At 56.6% G+C, this 21653-nt stretch carries 11 protein-coding genes; 4 read left to right on the top strand and 7 right to left on the bottom strand.

Annotation, left to right across the window (positions count from 1 at the left end):
• Positions 1-3 precede the first annotated feature (3 nt).
• Positions 4-717, bottom strand: a complete 714-nt coding sequence (locus tag SFA31_RS00270; RefSeq protein WP_322836194.1) for a YggS family pyridoxal phosphate-dependent enzyme — start codon at positions 715-717, stop codon at positions 4-6.
• Between the two features lie 19 nt (positions 718-736).
• Here SFA31_RS00270 and SFA31_RS00265 point away from each other — a divergent pair, with 19 nt between their 5' ends.
• Complete coding sequence (locus SFA31_RS00265; protein WP_322836193.1) at positions 737-1723, top strand: type IV pilus twitching motility protein PilT; 987 nt, start codon at positions 737-739, stop codon at positions 1721-1723.
• A 380-nt stretch (positions 1724-2103) separates the two neighbouring features.
• Entirely contained in the window at positions 2104-2655 is a 552-nt protein-coding gene (locus SFA31_RS00260; protein ID WP_322836192.1) for an acetyltransferase, read from the top strand.
• Here SFA31_RS00260 and ruvX read toward each other — a convergent pair.
• From ruvX to SFA31_RS00230, 6 genes are all read right to left on the bottom strand, one after another.
• Complete coding sequence (gene ruvX, locus SFA31_RS00255; protein ID WP_322836191.1) at positions 2652-3074, bottom strand: Holliday junction resolvase RuvX; 423 nt, start codon at positions 3072-3074, stop codon at positions 2652-2654. The genes SFA31_RS00260 and ruvX overlap by 4 nt on opposite strands.
• On the bottom strand, positions 3071-3634 hold the full coding sequence (locus SFA31_RS00250; RefSeq protein ID WP_322836190.1) for a YqgE/AlgH family protein: 564 nt from the start codon (positions 3632-3634) through the stop codon (positions 3071-3073). The genes ruvX and SFA31_RS00250 overlap by 4 nt, the downstream gene beginning before the upstream one ends.
• 94 nt (positions 3635-3728) lie before the next feature.
• Positions 3729-4682: a glutathione synthase gene (gene gshB, locus SFA31_RS00245; protein WP_322836189.1), complete on the bottom strand. Its 954-nt coding sequence runs from the start codon at positions 4680-4682 to the stop codon at positions 3729-3731.
• Positions 4683-4693: 11 nt separating this feature from the next.
• On the bottom strand, positions 4694-5425 hold the full coding sequence (gene rsmE / locus SFA31_RS00240) for a 16S rRNA (uracil(1498)-N(3))-methyltransferase (RefSeq protein WP_322836188.1): 732 nt from the start codon (positions 5423-5425) through the stop codon (positions 4694-4696).
• Between the two features lie 98 nt (positions 5426-5523).
• A complete protein-coding gene (gene endA / locus SFA31_RS00235; protein WP_322836187.1) occupies positions 5524-6225 on the bottom strand; it encodes a deoxyribonuclease I in 702 nt (233 codons plus the stop codon).
• Between the two features lie 86 nt (positions 6226-6311).
• Complete coding sequence (locus tag SFA31_RS00230) at positions 6312-6824, bottom strand: SprT family zinc-dependent metalloprotease (protein WP_322836186.1); 513 nt, start codon at positions 6822-6824, stop codon at positions 6312-6314.
• A 654-nt stretch (positions 6825-7478) separates the two neighbouring features.
• Between SFA31_RS00230 and SFA31_RS00225 the strand changes: the two genes are divergently transcribed.
• Both SFA31_RS00225 and SFA31_RS00220 read left to right on the top strand, forming a co-directional pair.
• Complete coding sequence (locus tag SFA31_RS00225; protein ID WP_322839261.1) at positions 7479-8753, top strand: TolC family outer membrane protein; 1275 nt, start codon at positions 7479-7481, stop codon at positions 8751-8753.
• Positions 8754-8873: 120 nt separating this feature from the next.
• Entirely contained in the window at positions 8874-21512 is a 12639-nt protein-coding gene (locus tag SFA31_RS00220) for an Ig-like domain-containing protein (RefSeq protein WP_416208308.1), read from the top strand.
• Positions 21513-21653: the final 141 nt, after the last annotated feature.

Raw genomic sequence — 21653 nt, 5'->3', positions numbered from 1 at the left:
TGTTTAAAGTATCTGGTGCGGCGGATAATCCCGCGCTCCGAAAATAGCGGTTCCAATGCGCACCATGGTGCTGCCTGCGGCGATGGCGGCGTCCATGTCATCGGTCATGCCTAAAGAGAGCGTATCTACCGTAGAAAAGCGCTGTTTCAGGCGCGTGAATGCTACCGCCATTTCACTGGCGACGGCAAACTGGCTTTGATAATCGCAGGCAGGGGCTGGAATCGCCATTAAACCTCGTAACACAAGATGAGGGAGTTCAGCGATGTTCGCCGCCAGTGCTTCTATCTCGTCAGGCGCGATGCCGGATTTACTGGTTTCATCACTAATATTCACCTGAATCAGCACATTGAGCGGCGGCATTGTTATCGGGCGCTGTTCGTTCAGGCGCATGGCTATCTTCAGACGATCGACGGTGTGACACCAGTCGAAATGCTCGGCTACCAGCCGGCTTTTATTCGACTGGAGCGGGCCGATAAAGTGCCACGTTAACCCGGAGATTCCGGCTTCGGAAAAATAGCGAATCTTCTCCACGCCTTCCTGGACGTAATTCTCACCGAATTGGCGCTGCCCGGCGGCAACCGCTTTTTCGATAGCGCTCGCAGGTTTAGTTTTACTGACGGCAAGAAGCGTAATGTCTTTAGAATCACGCTCGCATCGCCGTGCGGCCGCTGAGATTCTACTCTGAATCTGCGCTAAGTTGTGGGCAATATCGCTCATGGTTACAGGAGTGCCTGAAATGGAAAAAATTGTGGCCCTTAGTGTAAAGCATAATGTCTCGGATCTACACCTGTGTAGCTGCCAGCCAGCACGCTGGCGCAGGCAGGGGCGGCTGGAAAACGCACCGCATAATTCTCCGAAAGTTGAAACGCTGCTGACTGCCTGGCTGAACGGGCGGCAGTGGCAAACGCTAAAAGAACAGGGGCATCTGGATTTCGCCGTCACGTTACAGGATGGCCTGCGTCTGCGGGTGAATGCGTTTTATCAGCGGCAGGGGCTTTCTCTGGCGCTGCGCATTTTACCCGGTTCGGCAAAATCGCTGGCACAGCTGGGTACGCCCACTATTGTCACTTCGCTGCTGGAAAAACAGGAAGGGCTGATATTGGTGACCGGAGCCACCGGCAGCGGTAAATCAACGACGCTTGCCGCGATGGTCGATTTCATTAACCGGCACCACGCTCGCCATATTGTCACGCTGGAAGATCCTATTGAGCTGGTGCATACCTCGCAAAAAAGCCTCATCCAGCAGCGGGAAATTGGTGAACACTGCGCGTCATTTGCCGCAGGGCTATGCGGCGCGCTGCGTGAAGATCCCGATGTGATTTTATTGGGAGAACTGCGGGATCGGGCGAGCATACGTCTGGCTTTAACCGCAGCGGAAACCGGTCATCTGGTGTTAGCCACGCTGCACACCCGCGGCGCGGCGCAGGCCGTAGAGCGTCTATTAGACAGCTTTTCTGCCGATGAGCAACCGCGCGTGCGCGCACAGCTCGCCGGTAGCCTGCAGGCGGTGCTGGCGCAAAAGCTGTATTCGCTGGCGGATGGTGAGCGCGTCGCGCTTTATGAACTGATGATTAATATCCCCGCAGTAGCGAGCCTGATCCGTGAAGGTAAGCTTCATCAGCTTCCTGGCGTGCTGCAAACCGGGCATCACAGCGGTATGGTCACGTATACTCGCAGCCTCCAGGATCGCGAGGCGCGGATGGCCAGTGCCACAGCATTATAATCATAACGTTTCAAAAGTAGACGGTCGTAAACTTTTGGCGCGTTACGGCCGGCAATCAGATGCACGCAGGCAATGTCGCAGCATAATAAGCGCTGGAGGCGCAGCTTAATATTGAGGTAATCACATTTGAATAGGGGAACTTTATCGCGATGCGCGCCGGTTTTTAGCTTTAGAGCGTGCGGAGCCGCAGGGAGGAAAAAGATGATAGCAAAGCGTTTTTTAGTAACAGTATCTCTGGATAACGGATAACGGATAACGGATAACGGATAACGGATAACAGTCACATTCGTTCTAAAGATAACCATAAAGTTGAATAATACACAGCGCGGGGTCGTAAGAAGGTTAAGATACGTGGCCAGTAAAAAGAGTACGCTTGCAAAATGACGAAAAAACAGCGGTCAAAAGAGTTAATTGTTATGCAACAAAATATGCCGACGCCTATCACTGATAGCCAGAAATGCCCCAGTTGCCGCATTCAAGCTGCGCGGCCGGAGCAATATAATGAGCTGGTCACGCTTTGGGAGTCTTCCGTACGTGCCAGTCATGATTTCCTGTTACAGCAGGATATCGATGCGCTGCGACCACTGGTGCGCGAGCGCTATTTACCAGCGCTGTGTGTACATATTTGCTGTGATGCGACAGGTTCAATTACAGGGTTTATGGGCACTCAAGGCGACCGCCTCGAAATGTTATTTGTCGCCCCTTTGCAGCGAGGCCGGGGCGTTGGTCGTGCGCTTTTGCGCTATGCGGTACAGAATTTAAAAGTAACGTCGCTGGATGTTAATGAACAAAACGCTCAGGCCTGCGCGTTTTATCAGAGTATGGGGTTTTCTGTAACGGGGCGTTCGCCCCTGGATGGCGAAGGGCGACCGTATCCGCTACTGCATATGCAATTACGCCAGCAGGCGACACGGCCGCTAGTCGACCTTTAGCCATTTGTTTCAAAAAAGCTTTCCAGAATGACTACCGCCGAGGCGGAATCAACCTGGCCTTTTCCCAGAGCCCGATAGCCGCCGTTTTCAAACAGCGCTGCGCGGGCTTCTATCGTTGAAAGCCGCTCATCATGAAGAGACACTTTCACGCCGAAACGGCCATGAATGCGGTTAGCGAATTTGCGCGCCCGGGCGGTTAAAGGCTGCTCGCTGCCGTCCATATTGAGGGGCAGGCCGACGATGATTTCGTCGGGCTGCCATTCCTGTAACAATTTCTCAATTACTGCCCAGTCGGGCGTGCCGTCCTGGGCTTTCAGCGCGGCAAGCGGCCGCGCGGTGCCGGTAATTTGCTGCCCGATAGCGACGCCGATACTTTTTGTGCCAAAGTCAAAGGCGATAAGTGTAGCGCTTTTCGTCATGCGTGCCCCGCTTCGCCAGGCATAGCGAAAATATCGACGCCAATGAGTCTGGCCGCCTCGCGCCAGCGTTCAGCGATAGGGGTGTGGAAAATAATCGTCTGGCTGGCCGGCGTTGTCAGCCAGGCATTTTCCAGCAGCTCCTGCTCCAGCTGTCCCTTCTCCCAGGAAGAGTAACCCAAAGCAACCAGCACTTCTTTCGGCTGCGCTTCGGTTCCTAATACTTCCAGTACGTCACGCGAAGTGGTGATGGTGAGTTCATCCATAATCTGGATACTGGAAGCAAATGTGCGCTGAGGTGAGTGGAGAATAAAGCCGCGATCCTCCGCCAGTGGCCCGCCCAGGAACACCGGCTTATCGAGGCGAATAGAGGGATCGCGCGGCTCTGGCGTGATTTTTAACTTTTCCAGCACTTCCTCGACGCTAAGATGCCCCAGCGGCTTGTTGATAATAATCCCCATCGCCCCGTCGTCATTGTGCTCACAAATATACACAACGGAGCGGCGGAAAAAGGAGTCCTGCAGCGCTGGCATGGCAATCAAAAAGTGGTGCTGTAAATTCATGGGCGGTTATCTATGTCCATTATCAGTCATTAACCCGTCAGGAAGCCTGTTGCAAAGTATCGCCGGTAACCGACCGACGGGCCGCGGTGCCGATTTATACGCGCGCGGCCAGACGCTTTTCGATGGCGTCCATTAGCATACCGGTTATCGAAACTGGAAACGCCGCTTCAATTTCACGAATACAGGTGGGGCTGGTAACATTTATTTCCGTCAGCCGATCGCCGATGATGTCCAGCCCGACGAAAATAAGTCCCTTCGCTTTTAACGCCGGGGCGACACGCCGGGCGATTTCCCAGTCGCTATCGCTTAATGGCCGCGCTTCGCCGCGCCCACCCGCCGCCAAATTGCCGCGGGTTTCACCGCCCTGGGGAATTCTCGCCAGGCAGTAGGGCACCGGTTCCCCGTCGACGACCAGCACGCGCTTATCACCTTCGGTTATGGCTGGCAGAAAGTTTTGCGCCATACAGTAGCGCGTGCCGTGTAGGGTTAAAGTTTCGGCAATGACGGAAAGATTAGGATCGCCTGCTTTTACGCGAAAAATAGACGCGCCGCCCATCCCATCCAGCGGTTTCAATATTACATCACCGTGCCGTTCCCAAAATGCTTTCAGCTGCGCTTTATTCCTGGTAACCAGCGTATCAGGCGTGAGCTCAGGAAACCACGCGGTATACAGCTTCTCATTGCAATCGCGCAGGCTTTGCGGCTTATTGACGATGAGCGTACCCTGCTCTTCGGCGCGCTCCAGCATGTAGGTGGCATAAATATATTCAGTATCGAAGGGCGGATCTTTGCGCATTAGGATGACATCGAGATCGGCGAGGGCGATATCCTGTTCGCTGGTAAATTGGTACCAGGCGTCGTAATTCTGCTCAACGCTCAGCGTGTGCGTATGCGCGCGCGCCTGCCCCTGATATAAATAGAGATCCGCCATTTCTATATAGTGCAGCTCATAACCGCGGCGCTGTGCTTCGAGCAACATCGCAAAACTGGAGTCTTTCTTAATATTGATGGATGAAATAGGGTCCATCACGATGCCGAGCTTGATCATTCTTTTCTCCTTTAACCCAGATCGCCGAAGCGCACCTGAAGGGCGGTAATAGCGGTGAGCGCGGTTGTTTCGGTACGCAGTACGCGCGGTCCTAACAGAATATCTGTAAAGCCTCGCTGTGCCGTCATCGCGATCTCTTCTGCGGACAAACCCCCTTCCGGGCCGATGAGCAGACGCACGCGGGAAACCGAATTTGGCAGCGTATTAATACTCTGGCTGGCGCGCGGGTGCAGATTGAGCTTCAGACCGGCTTCCTGCTCAGCGCACCATGCATCAAGCGCCATCGCCGAGCGGACTTCCGGCACGGCGTTGCGCCCACACTGTTCGCAGGCTGAAATGGCAATCTTATGCCACTGCTGGCGCTTTTTCTCCAGACGTTCCTGATCCAGTTTAACGCCGCAGCGCTCAGAAAACAGCGGGGTAATAATATTTACGCCAAGCTCAATGGATTTCTGGATAGTAAATTCCATTTTTTCGCCTCGCGACATGACCTGGCCCAGGTGCAAATGCAGCGGTGATTCCCGGCACTCTTCGCGTGATGAAAGCACGCGTACCTGCACGCGTTTTTTATCGGCAGCCAGAATTTCCGCGTCGAAAATTTGATTACTGCCGTCAAATAATTGCAGCGCCTGACCGGTGCTCATGCGCAGTACGCGCCCAATGTGGGCCGCGGCATCGTCATCGAGCATAATATCGGTGCCGACATCCAGCGGGTGTGGATGATATATACGGGGAGTTCGCATGGCGTTCCAGATCCCTTAGGCGAGGTGAAGTTATAACCCTGAGCGCGGTGGTTAATCACTTTCTACGCGCAAGTTTAATTAAAGGCCGCTAGTGTAGGTTAGCTATTTCGCCGCTGGCAAGACTTCAGCACCCAGGGATTATGGTTTCCCTGTATCTGTGCGATACGTGCGTCGCGTTTACATTCCCACTCCGTCACGGGATAGCTGCGGTTCCAGGCCTCGAAGAGCTGAGTCTGCTGCTTTGACAGGCGAATATGCCAGACGTCGCGCATATAAAATTGTGCACGGGCGATAGCGCCTCTGGCGCGCGCCGGTGGCTCTGCGCGTTTGCCTTTAAAATCAACTTTCATTTCGCACCGACCATACTGACCTTCACCGCCGGACCACTGGCCGTAGCGGAAGTTATTGCGATCGCCGTTCACTTCGCCAACGGCGGGCTGCAGGTTATGTAAATCAGCCTCCATTTGCCGATAGATAGGATCCTTATTGCAGTTTTTACGCCCGCCGTGCTGCCAGCACTGACGCTGATGGCCAAACTGCCAGGCTGGTACGATGTGTTCCCACTCGATTCGTCCGGCGCGGTTAGCGTTTTTGCGTACCTGATAGCCACAGGAAGATAAATCCGGGACGCCTTTTTTGCCCAACCAGCGGATAGAACAGCCGCAATAAAAGGAGCCGGGTGCATCGGCATTGATTTTGGCACTGACGGCTTTCGCCTGGGAAAAACTATGGATAGCGGCGACCGCAGGAAAAATCATGCTATAGACCGTGATTACAGCGGCCAGCGAAATGCGATACATCTTCAGACTCCAGAATAAAACGAGCCGGGATACTGAAACAAATCGCGTCGGTTTTCAATCGGTTTACATGTTAAAAATTCCAGTAATTAGACGCTTTTTTCAGACGCCAGTCGCAGCGGCTGGCCGCACTGGGTACATCGATATTCGGTCTCTCCACGCTGGGTTTTATTGTGGCGCCGTATCGTTAAATGATGCTGGCGACAGGCGCAGCGATACAGAAAAGTTTTGCGCGGTAAAGCAGAGATATCGAAGCAATGGGTACGCTGTGCCGGAACATCAAGAATGGTTTCCATCATCCAGCGCCACTCTTTACCGTGCGGCGCGGTTTTCCCAAAGCGCTTCCACACCAAAAGATGTGCCAGTTCATGAGGCACTACGCTGTCAATAAAGGTTTGCTGATTCGCCAGTAGTAAGACCGGGTTTAGGCGAATTTCATAGTGTTCGAGCCAGGCGGTGCCCGCAACCGTACCGCGCTGGTGCCAGCTTATGGCAGGTTCCGGGAAGGATTGATTCAAGCGCGCGTTGGCCTGAGCCAGTTTTTCGCGCAGGCAGCGCATCACCGCCTGTTGTAGCGCTATCGGGATACGGTAGGTATTCATGGGGCGTCAGCATAATAGTGCGCCGTTTTGGCAGCAAGCGGCTTTTAGCCGGTAATGATCATTAAAACTTCCTGTTTCTTCCAAATATAAAAATACGCGGCTGGGGATGGGTAAATAATCTTTGCGTTAACACAGTAGGTAAATAAACGTAAAAATGTTCAAGTTTGCGCTGAATTATTTTTCATAACCTTTTGCCAGCTATGAATAAAATTTTCCTCCGATTTAAACTTTTTTTCACTAAGCATTATTCTTAATGGACTATGGATTAATCCTACGGGAGCTATAAGTGGCGTCTTAAGGAAAATTCTGATAATGTCGCGCTCGCTTTAAATCAGGGGCGTTGCTGCAAACGATTTGATTGTAATAAATATAAGTTATTAACCTAACTTGCGATTTTCCTATGGAAATATCCTAAGTGATGAGGAAACTTATAAAATAGCGATTATATTAAATAATGTGCCATGGATTATTCCTATGAATTTGACGGCGGCATTCATTATCAGGTTGTAATTTTTTACAGGTAATTTTTACAGAAAATCAACCGGGACAGGACGTTAACACAGCCCGCTGTGTATCAGGAAAGGGATATTGCTGATGAGATTGTTTAGCCTCTCACTTATTTTCTCAGTCACACTATTATGCGCTGCGCCACTTATGGCCGCTCCCTTCCCTCAGCGCGGTAACGTTTCTACGGTTGCCGGCATTGATAAACTCACTTTAAAAGAAAGCATTTTATTTGCTCTGGACCGCGACCCGTCAGTCAGTCAGCAGGCTGCGCAAACCGGGATTGGCCAGGCGCAAATTGACGAGGCGCGCAGCGCCTGGTTTCCCCAGGTGTCATTAAACGGCAATACCGGTCATAGCCGCACTACGGATTCCAGCGGTTCTCTGAAGAACTCTGCGGCATGGGGACTTAGCCTGACGCAGTTGGTCTATGATTTCGGCAAAACCAATAACACTATCGATCAGCAGAAAAAGCGGCTGGACAGCTATCGCTATCAGCTTATGGCAACGCTGACGCATGTGGCTGAACAAACGGCGCTGACGTATGTCGAGGTTAAGCGCTACGACGCACTTATCGCTGCGGCACATAACAATATCAACGCGCTGGAGGCGGTACAGCATATTGCCGGGTTACGAGCCGATGCCGGCCTTAGTTCCAGCTCTGATGTATTGCAAACCCACACCCGCATCGGCGGCATGCGCGCCATGCTTGAGCAGTATCAGGCCGCATTACAGAGCGCCAGGGCACGCCTGGGCGTATTGACCGGCGTAGACGCACGCTCTTACGCAGCCCTGCCTGACTCTATGCTTCCCGAACAAACCTCTCTTGAACATATTGATTATTCAATGGTTCCCGGGGTAATGGCCGCGCAGGCGATGGAAGACGCCTCCCGTTCCGGCGTTGAGCGTGCCAAAGCCGAGCGCTGGCCGACGCTAAGTGTGCGGGGCGGGCGCACGCGCTATCAGTCGGATAATCGAAATTACTGGGATGACCAAATCCAATTCAATGTGGAAGCGCCTTTGTATCAGGGGGGCGCAGTCTCAGCGCGCGTAGCCCAGGCAGAGGGTGCTCGCAATATCGCGATGTCGCAGGTCGAACAGGCGAAATTCGATGTATTACAAAAAGCGTCCGTGGCGCTGGCAGACTGGCAGGGCGCATGGGGGCGCGAAGCCGCCAGCCAGTCTCAGTATGAGAACGCGCTGCGCGCCCGCGAGGTTTATCGTAATGAATACAAGCTCAGTAAACGCAGCCTGAATGATTTATTGAGCGTTGAGCAGGATGTCTGGCAGGCGGAGTCGTCGCGTATTACCGCCGATTACGACGGATGGGCCGCCGCGGTGAATTACGCTGCGGCGATAGACAGCTTACTACCTCTGGCGGGCATCGCGAAGGACGCAACCAACACGCTACCCAACCTTAATTAACCGAACTGCGCGAATTTATTGAAATTCGCCCAAAGAAAAATGGGGACACCGTTCTCAGGAGCGAGTTCGTCTCAAAAAAGGATATGTCCCGGCAAAGGCTACCTACAAGGAGATTGGCAAGTGAATAAAATGATTGAAGTCATTGTTCGTAAAACGGCGGCGAAAACGGCTCTTTCGGGCGAAGGCAACCTCTCCGTCTCTCTGACTGCTCCCAGCGTGATTGAAATTCATGCTTCTGCGGCGGACGTTGCACGCTATGTCCGTCAGGGCAAAGATCTGTTGATCTACATGAAAGACGGCAGCGTGATTCGCTGTAGCAGTTACTTTGTTGCCGAAGGCGCTGACGGCCATTCCGAGCTGGTCTTTGCCGATGAACAGGGACTGACGCATATCTCCTTCCCGGACGCCGCAGACACGGTCGGTATGGCACCGGTTACGCTAACGCCGCACGCATCGCCGATCGCAAGTATCGCGCCTTTCCTCGAACACGCCTCTGGAGACAGCCAAGTCTGGGGCTGGGCCGCGGGCGCGGCGCTTGGGGGCGGTGCAATTGGCGCGCTGCTGGCGCACGATAGCGGCGGCGATGACAAACATCACACAAAAATCATCGATAAAACGCGCGAAGTGGAAAGCGCGAAGCCTTCTTTTGTCGTCAGCGATCATAAAGGCGACAGCCAGGGCGTTCTGAGCGCGAATGCGACCACGGACGATGCGACTCCTACCTTTAGCGGCACCGGACAGCCGGGCGCGACTATCCAGATAAAAGATGCGAAGGGCAATACCATCGCCAGCGCAATGGTGGGAAAAGACGGTGCATGGAGCGTTAAGCTTCCGACTCAAAGCGACGGAACGCATAGCTGGTCTGTAGTACAAATCGACGGCGATAAAACTACCGCAGCGGGGAATATCACGCTGAACGTTGATACCCGTGACGCCAGCGTAGCGCTGGACACCACGACGGGCGATAACGTTATCAACGGCGCAGAACAGGCCGCCGGTTTCACGCTGGGCGGCCACAGCGAGCATTTGGCCAATGGAACGGTATTAACCGTCAGCCTGAACGGAAAAACCTATAAAACCACCGTGGATGTTCACGGAAAATGGAGCGTGCAGGTTCCCGCCGGTGATGCGCAGGCGCTGGGCGATGGCACCTGGACCGTCACGGTGCAGGGTATCGATGGCGCCGGGAATCGCGTTAACGGCAATCAAACCCTGCACGTTGATACGCGCGCTCCGACGCTTTCTATTGACGCATTAACCGCAGATAACGTGGTCAATGCGGCAGAAAAAGGCGGTGCGCTAACGCTGATCGGCAAAAGCAGCGCGGAGCCTGGTCAAACGGTAACCATCACGCTGGAAGGGAAAACCTGGACGGCGAAAGTTGGGGCGGATGGCAATTGGTCCGTAACGCTGGATGCCAAATCCGTGGCGACGCTGGCAGAAGGTAATCACACGCTGACGGCTAGCGTGAGCGATAAAGCCGGCAATCAAACCACATCCGGCGGCCATTTTAGCGTTGATACCGAAGCGCCCGTGGTTTCCGTCAACACAGTGGCTGGCGACAATGTCCTCAATGCGCAGGAACAGACGCAAACGCAGCTTATTTCTGGTAGCGCCAGCGGCGCAGCCGTGGGTGATACGGTTATTGTGACGCTGGGTAATAGCGAGTTTCGCACCATCGTACAGGCGGATGGTACGTGGCGAGTCGGCGTCCCCTCCTCTGTCTTAAGTACCTTAGGGCACGGCGAGGCGCAAATTAACGTTAGCGTTACCGATAGCGCAGGCAATACCGGCAGCGCTTCGCGCACGATTGTGCTTAGCGGTGATGCGCCTACGTTTACGCTGGATGCGATGTGTGAGGATAACGTTCTCAATGCGGTAGAGGTTAAGCAACCGCTGACATTAAGCGGCAGTAGCAACTTGCCGGATGGTAGTTCCGTTACGGTTACGCTGAACGGGGTGCAGTATCACGCGACCGTTTCACACGGCGTATGGAGCACCCAAGTGCCCGTGAGCGATTTGCAGAACCTGGCAAATACGCAATACACCATTATCGTGAACGGTAATGACGCCGTGGGTAATGCCGGTTCCTGCGAGGGCGTGCTGATCGTGGATACCGCACTGCCGCAGGTCATCATAAATACCTTTGCCGGTGACGATAAAGTCAATCTTAACGAGCTGGGCAGCGCCCAGATATTGTCCGGGCGCGTGGTCGGTGCCGCCGCAGGCGATACGGTTACCATTACGCTCGGAAATATGCACTGGCAGGCTAAGGTGCAGAAAGATCTGACCTGGCGCCTGGAGCTGCGCCCCAACGAATTAACCCCGCTCGGCGATGGTGAATTAACTTTTGTTGCCTCGGTAACCAACGCCCATGGCAATACCGGCACCGGCCAGCATGATATCGATGTTAATGCAGCGCTGCCGGGGCTACGTATCCACATGATTTCCGGTGATGACGTCGTTAACGCCATTGAGCAACGGCACGATCTGGTAGTGAGTGGCACCAGTGAACATTTAAGCGCGGCAGCGGTAGTGACGGTCACGATTAACGGCAAAACCTATACCACCGCAGTGGACGCCCAGGGGCACTGGCGCGTAGGCGTGCCCGCTTCCGACCTTGCCACCTGGCAGGCGGGACACATTGTCGTCAACGCCAGCGCGGCGGATGCGTGGAATAATCCGGTTTCAGTCGATCGCCCTATCGAGCTCGATCTGAACAGTGTCGCGATCTCCATCGACGCGATTACCTCTGACGACATGATTAACGCCGCAGAGAAAGGCGCTGGCCTTGTTCTTAGCGGGATGACTTCGAACGTTGAAGCCGGTCAAACCGTGGTAGTCACCATCGGCGGGCAAAATCTGACGGCGATTGTCGGCAAAGACGGAAGCTGGAGCCTGACGGTGCCGCCATCGGTGCTGGATAATTTGATTGACGGGCGTGCAGACGTTCACGTTAGCGTCGCCAACGCCCACGGCAACAGCGCCGAGGCCGGGCGCGAATTTGTTGTTGATACCGTGGCTCCCACGCTCTCCATCGATAACATTACCGCCGACAATATCATTAACGCTCGCGAAATCGGACAGGACCTGGCGATTACCGGTCGCAGCGACGCCGAGGCCGGGCAGCGAGTAACCGTCACCCTTAACGGGAAGGATTACACGGGTACCGTTCAGGCTGATGGAAGCTGGAGTGTGAATGTCCCGGCAGGCGCGCTGAACGGCGTGGGTGACGGTCAGCTTCATATCACCGCGCGCGTCAGTGATACTGCGGGCAATGCGTCCAGCGCTGCGCGTGACGCGCTGGTGGATACGACGGTGCCGCAGATTTCCATTAACAATCTCACCGCCGACAACATCCTTAACGCCGTTGAGCACGGGCAGGCGCAAATCATCAGCGGCAGCGCCACCGGCGCTCAGGCCGGTGATATCGTTACTGTCACGCTGAACGGCGTGGATTATCGCACGGCGGTAGACGCCGCCGGTAAATGGAGCATCGGGCTACCGGCCTCCGTCATTAAAGGGCTGGCCGACGGCGATCACAGCATTCACGTTTCGTTAACTGATAAAGCGGGCAACACGGGTGATGCGACGCATCAATTTGCGGTTAACACGCAGGCACCGTCTATTTCTATTGACACTATTGCCGGTGACGGGGTGATTAACGCTACCGAAAAAGGCGAAGCGCTAACCATTACCGGCACCAGTAATCAGCCGGGCGGCACACAGATTACCGTGATCTTAAACGGTATTCACTATGGGGCGACGACGCTCGCAGACGGAAGCTGGAGCGTGACGGTGCCGCCTGACGCGGTCGGCGCATTAGGGGACGCGCATTATACCGTCCGCGCCAGCGTGACGGACAGCATCGGCAATGCCGCCGCTGCAGATTCTACGGTGACGGTTGATAGCGCTCACCCCATTGTCACCGTCAATAACATAGCAGGCGACAACGTGCTCAACGCGGCGGAACTGGCGGCAGGCCAGACCCTGAGCGGGCGCGTGAGCGGCGCGGCGGCGGGCGACACCGTGACGGTGACGCTGGGCGGCAAAACCTACACCACCACGGTAAACGGCGACCTGAGCTGGAGGCTGGCGCTGGACGCGAAAACGCTGGAAGCGCTGGGCAACGGCGACCTGACGGTCAGCGCCAGCGTCACCAACGCTCACGGCAACACCGGCAGCGGCAGCCGCGACTTCACCATTGACGCCAGCCTGCCCGGGCTGCGCATCGACACGGTGGCGGGCGATGACATCATCAACAGCATTGAACACGGGCAGAACCTGATAGTCAGCGGCAGCAGCACCGGGCTGAGCGCGGGCAGCAGCGTGACGGTACACATCAGCGGGAAGGATTACCCGGCCACGGTGCAGGCGGACGGAAGCTGGCAGGCGGCGATACCGGCGGGGGATGTCTCCGGCTGGGCGGCCGGGGCGCTGGACATCACGGCGTCGGGCCGCAGCGCGGCGGGTAACCCGGTGGACATCGGTCACAGCGTGACGGTGGACACGGCGCCGGTGGCGGTAAGCATCGACAGCGTGACGGCGGATAACGTGCTGAACGCGGCGGAGCGCGGCAGCGAACTGGCGCTGAGCGGCAGCACCGCGAACGTGGAGGCGGGCCAGACCGTGACGGTGACGTTTAACGGCAAACAGTACGCGGCGACGGTGCAGGCGGACGGCAGCTGGCAGGTGCACGTCCCGGCGGGCGACCTGGCGGGGCTGAAAGACGGCAACGCGCAGGTGCAGGTGAGCGTCAGCAACCAGGCGGGCAACGGCGCCTCGGCGTCGCACGAATATCACGTGGACACGACGCCGCCGTCGATTACGCTGGATGCGGCGGCGGGCGATAATATTCTGAACGCGGCGGAAAAAGGGGCCGACCTGACGCTGAGCGGCAGCAGCACGGCGGAAGCGGGGCAGACGGTGACGGTAACCCTGAACGGCAGCAGCTACACGGGGACGGTGGGCGCGGACGGGCGCTGGAGCGTGACGGTGGGCGCGGCTGATTTCGCCGGGCTGAGCGACGGTAACCTGACGATAACGGCGACGGTCAACGACAGGGCGGGCAATGGCGCCAGCGCCAGCGGCAGTGTGCTGGTGGATACCGCTGCGCCGGTTATCACCGTGGATAGCGTGGCGGGAGACAACGTGATCAACGCCCGCGAACACGGGCAGGCGCAAATCATCAGCGGCAGCGCCACCGGTGCTCAGGCGGGCGATAAAGTGGTGGTGACGCTGGGTAGCCAGAGCTGGACCACTACGGTAGACGCTGCCGGAAACTGGAGCGTCGGTATTCCGGCGGAGGTGATACGCGCGCTGGCCGATGGCAGTGTGACGCTGGACGTCAGCGTCACGAATGCGGCGGGGAATATCGGGCATATTACGCATGACGTTACGGTGGATACGGGACTGCCTTCTCTGAGCTTCGATGCGATTGCCACAGATAACATTCTGAACGCGGCTGAGAAAAATCACGACCTGGCGGTGAGCGGCGGCAGCGTTAACCTGGCAGCAGGGACAGTCGTGACCGTGACGCTAAACGGTAAGCAATACACCGCGACGGTGGGTGCGGACGGTCGCTGGAGCGCGACGGTACCCGTTGCGGATCTGGCCGGACTTACGCAGGGGAATTACGCGTTAGGCGCGACCGCGACTAACGATATCGGCAACGGTACGCGCGCGGATGCCAGTTTACAGGTGGATACCGCCGCACCCGGCGTGACCATCGATCCCATTACCAGCGACAACGTGCTCAACGCGGCGGAACTGGCGGCAGGCCAGACCCTGAGCGGGCGCGTGAGCGGCGCGGCGGCGGGCGACACCGTGACGGTGACGCTGGGCGGCAAAACCTACACCACCACGGTAAACGGCGACCTGAGCTGGAGTCTGGCGCTGGACGCGAAAACGCTGGAAGCGCTGGGCAACGGCGACCTGACGGTCAGCGCCAGCGTCACCAACGCTCACGGTAATACGGGCAGCGGCAGCCGCGACTTCACCATTGACGCCAGCCTGCCGGGGCTGCGCATCGACACGGTGGCGGGCGATGACATCATCAACAGCATTGAACACGGGCAGAACCTGATAGTCAGCGGCAGCAGCACCGGGCTGAGCGCGGGCAGCAGCGTGACGGTACACATCAGCGGGAAGGATTACCCGGCGACGGTGCAGGCGGACGGAAGCTGGCAGGCGGCGATACCGGCGGGGGATGTCTCCGGCTGGGCGGCGGGGGCGCTGGACATCACGGCGTCGGGCCGCAGCGCGGCGGGTAACCCGGTGGACATCGGTCACAGCGTGACGGTGGACACGGCGCCGGTGGCGGTAAGCATCGACAGCGTGACGGCGGATAACGTGCTGAACGCGGCGGAGCGCGGCAGCGAACTGGCGCTGAGCGGCAGCACCGCGAACGTGGAGGCGGGCCAGACCGTGACGGTGACGTTTAACGGCAAACAGTACGCGGCGACGGTGCAGGCGGACGGCAGCTGGCAGGTGCACGTCCCGGCGGGCGACCTGGCGGGGCTGAAAGACGGCAACGCGCAGGTGCAGGCGAGCGTCAGCAACCAGGCGGGCAACGGCGCCTCGGCGTCGCATGAGTACCACGTGGACACGACGCCGCCGTCGATTACGCTGGACGCGGCGGCGGGAGACAACATCCTGAACGCGGCGGAAAAAGGGAGCGACCTGACGCTGAGCGGCAGCAGCACGGCGGAAGCGGGGCAGACGGTGACGGTAACCCTGAACGGCAGCAGCTACACGGGGACGGTGGGCGCGGACGGGCGCTGGAGCGTGACGGTGGGCGCGGCTGATTTAGCCGGGCTGAAAGACGGCAATTATACCGTGACGGCAAGCGTCGGCGATAAAGCAGGAAATTCAGTAGCCACCGACTCCTCTCTGGTGGTGGATACCGCGGCGCCAACCCTGAGCTTTAACGTCGTGGCGGGAGACGACGTGATCAACGCCCGCGAACACGGGCAGGCGCAAATTATCAGCGGCAGCACCACCGGCGCCCAGGCGGGCGATAAAGTAGTAATAACGCTGGGTAGCCAGAGCTGGACCACCACGGTGGACGCGGCAGGTAACTGGAGCCTCGGCATACCGGCGGACGTCATTGCGGCGCTGCAGGATGGCACGGCAACCCTGACGGCAACCCTGACCAACGCGGCGGGCAATAGCGTTACCGGCCAGCATAACGTTGAAGTCAATACGGCCAGCGTTGGACTCAACATTGATGCATTGAGCGGCGACGATGTGATTAACGCCAGCGAGGCCGGGCGTCCTCTGATGATTAGCGGTACCAGTCATCAGCTTGCGCCGGGATCGCTGGTTACCGTGGTGCTAAACGGCATCAGCTACAGTGCGAAGGTACAGGCCGATGGCAAATGGTCGCTTTCCGTGCCCGCCGCCGACGTGGCAAATCTCACTGACGGCGATATTTATCACGTTACTGCATCCGCGCAGGACGGTGCGGGCAACGATACCTCTGTGACCCGCGATCTTAGTGTGGATACCAGTGCTCCGGTATTGTCCATTGCGCCTATCTCGACAGACAATATCCTGAATATGCAGGAGACCGGGCAAACATTGACTATCCATGGTTCTACCAGCGCAGAACCCGGGCAGACGGTCACCGTTACGCTCGGCGGTGGTCGCTGGAATGCAACGGTACAGGCCGACGGCACCTGGTCTTTGGATATCAGCGCGGAGAGTCTGGCGCAGTTGAGCGACGGCGATTATACCGTGACGGCAACCGTCAGCGATAAAGCGGGCAATAGCACCAGCCAGAGCGGCGCGCTTACCGTTGACACTACGCCACCTACGGTGACTATCGATACCATTGCGGGCGATGATGTTATCAACGTTGATGAACAGCATGCCGGGCAAACTATCCGCGGTACCACGACCGCGGAAGAAGGTCAGACGGTGGTGGTCACGCTCAATAATCATCAGTACAGCGCCGTTGTCGGTAAAGGCGGCGTCTGGTCCGTAAATGTACCAGGCAACGATTTCCTCGGCATGGCGGACGGGAGCTATACCATCACGGCAACCGTGACTGATAAAGCCGGTAATGCCGGCAGCGGCGATCGCAATGTTAGCCTGAGCGGCGAAGTACCGACCGTTAGCATTGATACGTTTGCGCAGGATGATATCGTCAGTGCCGCAGAGCACGGTACACCGCTGATAATTAGCGGTACTACGACGGCGCCGGCCGGTCAGAATGTGACGATAACTCTAAACGGTAAAAGCTACTCTGCCGTGGTGCAGGCCGATGGCACCTGGACGTATACCTTGGGCAGCGCGGATGTCACCGCGCTGGCGGACGGTGGCGCTTACACCATTCATGCAGAGGTGAAAAACGCTATCGGCAATGCGGCGAGTGACGATCGCAGTATCACCGTCGATTTAACGCCGCCTTCAATGGGGATTAGCATTGATACGCTGCAGCACGACACTGGCCTTAGCCACAGTGATTTTATTACTAATAATGGCTCCGTCACGCTGCAGGGTTCGCTGACGGCGCAGCCTGGCAACGATGAAACCGCGCAAATAAGCCTCGACGGTGGGAAAACCTGGATCGATCTGACGGTTACCGGAACGCACTGGAGCTACAGCGACGGCCGATCGCTAGCGGATGGCACCTGGAACTATCAGGTGAGGGTTATCGATAAAGCGGGCAATATCGGCGCTGTCGACAGCCGGGATGTTATTGTGGATACCACGCCGCCGGACGCCAGCGTGATTACCGTTGATGCGGTTAATCGTGATACCGGTCTGGATAACCACGATTTTATCACCAGTGATAATACGCTGACCCTTAACGGCTCGCTAAATGCCGGGCTTGCGGCAGGCGAGCACGCGCAAATCAGCCTTGATGGCGGCAAAACCTGGGTAGATGTGGCCGTGAGCGGTAAAAGCTGGTCCTGGGTGGATAACCGCACCCTGGCGGATGGCGACTACCATTATCAGTTACGCGTCATTGACGATGCAGGCAATATCAGCGCGACGACCTCAAAAACGGTCACCGTGGATACCCAGGCGCCGGACGCCAGTAAGACAGTATCTATCGACAGCATCAGCGACGATACCGGCCGCAGCGACAGCGATTTTGTCACCAGCGATACTTCCCTGACGCTGCGCGGCAGCCTGGGGCAGTCGCTGTTGGACGGTGAGCACGTTCAGATAAGCCTCGATGGTGGCACTAGCTGGACGCTGGTCACCGTGATCGGAAATCAGTGGTACTACACCGATACGCGCACGCTCAGCGATGGAAATCACGAGTATTGGGTACGCGTCATTGATGATGCGGGCAATGTTGGCGAAAGCGCGCACCGAACGGTCACCGTCGATACACAGGCACCAGATGCGACGAAGAGCGTAACGATTGATAGCATTAGCGACGATACCGGCTTTAATCAGCATGACTATCTGACTAACGATACCTCTATAACGCTGAACGGTTCGCTAGGCGCGCCGCTGGGCGACGACGAGTTTGTACAGGTGAGCCTGGATGGCGGCCAAACCTGGGTCGATGTCACGTCCGTTAACGGCACTCAGTGGCAGTATGTTGATAGTCGCACGCTGACGGACGGCAGCTACGATTATCAGGTGCGGGTTGTGGATTTGGCGGGCAATGTGGGCGCGACTACCGGCCAAACGGTGACGGTAGATACCACTGCGCCAGCCCAAAGTATCACGATTGACGGTATTACTGACGATAGCGGTCAGTCAGCCAGCGATTTCATCACCAATGATACGACGCTAACGCTGAATGGTACGCTCGGTGGCCCGCTGGGCGCCGGCGAGCACGCGCAGATAAGCGTGGATGGTGGCAAAAGCTGGGTGGATGTTGCGGTTTCCGGCAATCAGTGGAGTTATGTGGATGGCCGCACGCTGACGGATGGTGATTACACGTATCAGGTTCGCGTTATTGATGACGCAGGCAATGTGGGTTCTCACACCCAGCGGGTGGTCACCGTAGACACCGTCGCGCCGGATACCGTCGGTACTATCGTGAGTTATACCGACACCAAAGGCGAACGCACCGGCGATTTCGGCGATCGCTATGCCACGGATGATACGGCTCCGGTGCTGCACGGCACCTTGAATCACGCACTGGCAGATGGGGAGATTGCCCAGCTATTTCGCGATGGCGTACTGATCGGTCAGGTCGCGATTACGGGCGGAACGCAGTGGAGTTTTGCAGATTCCGGTCTGCCGGACGGAAGCTACCGCTATGTTCTGCGCGTGACGGACAAAGCCGGGAACTACACGGATTCTAAGGCGTTTGATTTATCCGTTGATACCAGCATTCCCACCACTATGGCAACCGTGGACGGTATTACCACCAGTGATACCACGCCTATTTTAACCGGCTCGCTGTCAGAGTCGCTCGACCATAACGCCTATCTGACGGTAACGGTCAACGGGAAAACGTATACCTCAGAGCCAGGCGGTGCGGTAGTGGTCGATCCGCTGGCGCATACCTGGTATTTACAAATTCCAGATGGCGATGCGCTAACGCTGCAGTCCTATTCTGTCACTGCGCAGGTGAAGAGCAGCGCGGGAAATGGGAATACCACGGGCGTTGTCACCGGCACGGTAGATATTATCGACGATCCTTCCGTTGCGCCCGCCTGGTCTATGAGCGCGGAGAATACCTCATATAGCGCCACCTATACGCTGGGTACGAATGGATTGTGGAATATCATGACTAATCAGCGCGTTGCGTCGGCGCACGGGCAAAATGATTACAGCGTGCTCGCCAGCGATCTGACGATGACCGGGAATTACACCAGCGGCGCCTATGCGGATATTAACCGTGACGGTATCGCTGATATTTTAGCGATGGGTACCAGTTACGACTATATGGCGCAGTGGAACGGGAATGCCGACGGCAGTTTTTCCTATACGCGCCTGACCAATCTGGCTGATGTTCACGCCGCGGTGTGGTATGGCTCCGTGGTTGCTATCGATCTTCAGGGCGATGGCTACACGGACTTTGTGTTAGGGGATGCGGGCGGTCCTGACTCAAATACGTTAATGCTGAACAACGGCGGTACGCTGTCAGGAAGTTCAAAAGGCGGGGTTTACAGTAAGTTCGTTAGCGGTGCGAAGGTAGGAAACTACAACAGCCTTATTGAGGCATCCGGCGTAGACCTGAATAATGACGGTATGGTGGATATTGCTCAGCACACCACGAACGGCGCTAATAACTATGCGTTATCGACCATGTTAAATCAGGGCGATGGTAGTTTTGTTTGGGGCCAGAACTTTATTAATACCATGTATAGCGGCATTGGCTCAGCCGCTGCGCCAAACGCTGTCAGTATGACCTGGGCCGATTATAACGGCGATGGCTACATGGACCTTTATATGGGGATGTCATCCGGCAGCGGCACCAATGGTTTCCTGATGCTCAATGACGGGACAGGAAAGCTAAATGCCGGGCAGAAAGTCGATAGCGATGCGCTGGCCGGGCGGGTGAGCGTCGCCGTCGACTGGGATCACGATGGCGATATGGACATCATCAAGCTGGGGAATACCGCGCAGTCCCGCCTGTACACCAATGACGGCAGCGGGCACTTTACTTCCTCGGCGCTGGGCAGTGCGAACGCTAGCCCGGTCGCAGGAGCTGCGCTAATGGATTATGACTGGGACGGTGCGGAAGACCTATTGATTATCCGCAAAAATGGTGATGTCACGCTGGAGCGTAATACCCATGCCGTTGCGGAAGGGACCGCGCTTCATTTGAAGATTGTGGACGGAGAGGGCATCAATGCGTTCTATGGCAATACGGTTCAGCTTTTCAACGCCGCAGGACAATTAGTCGCCTCGCGGATTATTAACGCGCAGTCTGGTATGGGGGTGAATGACGCATCCGGCTTAGTCAGTTTCTATGGCCTCAGCCCGGATGAAACTTACAGCGCGGTGCTGGTGCGCGGTATTAACGGTGTGTCCAGTAACGCGACCTGGGATGATTTGACCACAGGCGATGCGCGCCATAACTATGTGCTAACCGCAGATGCCGCGTCCGGTGGCAATAGCGGCACTATGACCGGTACCGGATATAACGATACGTTTATTGCCGGCGAAGGTACGCATATCTATCAGGGCTCCGGCGGCTGGGAGACCACTTCGGAGCACCGGACATGGAGTTCGACGGGCGGCATGGATGTTGTGGATTATCGCCATGCGACATCCGGTATTACGGCCGATCTGAGTGTGGACAGCGCTCAGAATACGGGGTACGACACTGCAACGTTTAAAAATATTGAAGGAATTAGCGGCTCGAATTTCAGCGATGTGATTACCGGCAGCAGCGGTAATAACCTGCTGGAAGGGCGGGGCGGAAACGACACCTTTAATATCGGAAACGGTGGACACGACACGCTGCTATACCGATTGATTGATGCCGGTGATGCAACCGGCGGCAACGGTAGCGATGTGGTGAACGGTTTCTCCGTCGGTACATGGGAAGGCACCGCCGACAGCGATCGCATTGATTTACGCGATCTACTGAGCCACAGCGGCTATACCGGTAACGGCTCCGCCAGTTATATCAACGGTACGGCGCATCTGGACGCAGGAGCGGGGAATATTACTGACTATATCCGGGTGGTTCAGAACGGTAGCAATACGGAGATTCAGGTAGATCGTGATGGAACGGGGGGGCAGTTTGATCCTACCACGGTGATTACCCTGAACGGCGTGCAGACCGATTTGGCGACGCTGCTGGCGAATCATCAGTTACAGATAGTGTAAAACCAGAGAGACCGGCAGGTGCAAACCTGTCGGTCTTTGCGCTTATTTACCTGGCAGGCAATAACTACAGATAAAAAGGGCTACTTTAAACAAGATAAGAATTTTCTTAGATTGATGTCGTCGGCTAAAGTATTTGATCTG

The sequence above is a fragment of the Erwinia sp. HR93 genome (assembly GCF_034555055.1).
Classification (GTDB): domain Bacteria; phylum Pseudomonadota; class Gammaproteobacteria; order Enterobacterales; family Enterobacteriaceae; genus Apirhabdus; species Apirhabdus apintestini.
Note: the sequence above shows the minus strand (reverse complement) of the source record. Positions and strands in the feature narration are given on the sequence as shown.

Excerpts from the sequence above, each read along its gene's own strand:
- rsmE (WP_322836188.1), bottom strand. The coding sequence starts at position 5,425 with ATGCGAACTCCCCGTATATATCATCCACACCCGCTGGATGTCGGCACC.
- SFA31_RS00260 (WP_322836192.1), top strand. The coding sequence starts at position 2,104 with ATGACGAAAAAACAGCGGTCAAAAGAGTTAATTGTTATGCAACAAAAT.
- gshB (WP_322836189.1), bottom strand. The coding sequence starts at position 4,682 with ATGATCAAGCTCGGCATCGTGATGGACCCTATTTCATCCATCAATATT.
- SFA31_RS00225 (WP_322839261.1), top strand. The coding sequence starts at position 7,479 with ATGGCCGCTCCCTTCCCTCAGCGCGGTAACGTTTCTACGGTTGCCGGC.
- SFA31_RS00230 (WP_322836186.1), bottom strand. The coding sequence starts at position 6,824 with ATGAATACCTACCGTATCCCGATAGCGCTACAACAGGCGGTGATGCGC.
- SFA31_RS00250 (WP_322836190.1), bottom strand. The coding sequence starts at position 3,634 with ATGAATTTACAGCACCACTTTTTGATTGCCATGCCAGCGCTGCAGGAC.
- ruvX (WP_322836191.1), bottom strand. The coding sequence starts at position 3,074 with ATGACGAAAAGCGCTACACTTATCGCCTTTGACTTTGGCACAAAAAGT.
- endA (WP_322836187.1), bottom strand. The coding sequence starts at position 6,225 with ATGTATCGCATTTCGCTGGCCGCTGTAATCACGGTCTATAGCATGATT.
- SFA31_RS00265 (WP_322836193.1), top strand. The coding sequence starts at position 737 with ATGGAAAAAATTGTGGCCCTTAGTGTAAAGCATAATGTCTCGGATCTA.
- SFA31_RS00270 (WP_322836194.1), bottom strand. The coding sequence starts at position 717 with ATGAGCGATATTGCCCACAACTTAGCGCAGATTCAGAGTAGAATCTCA.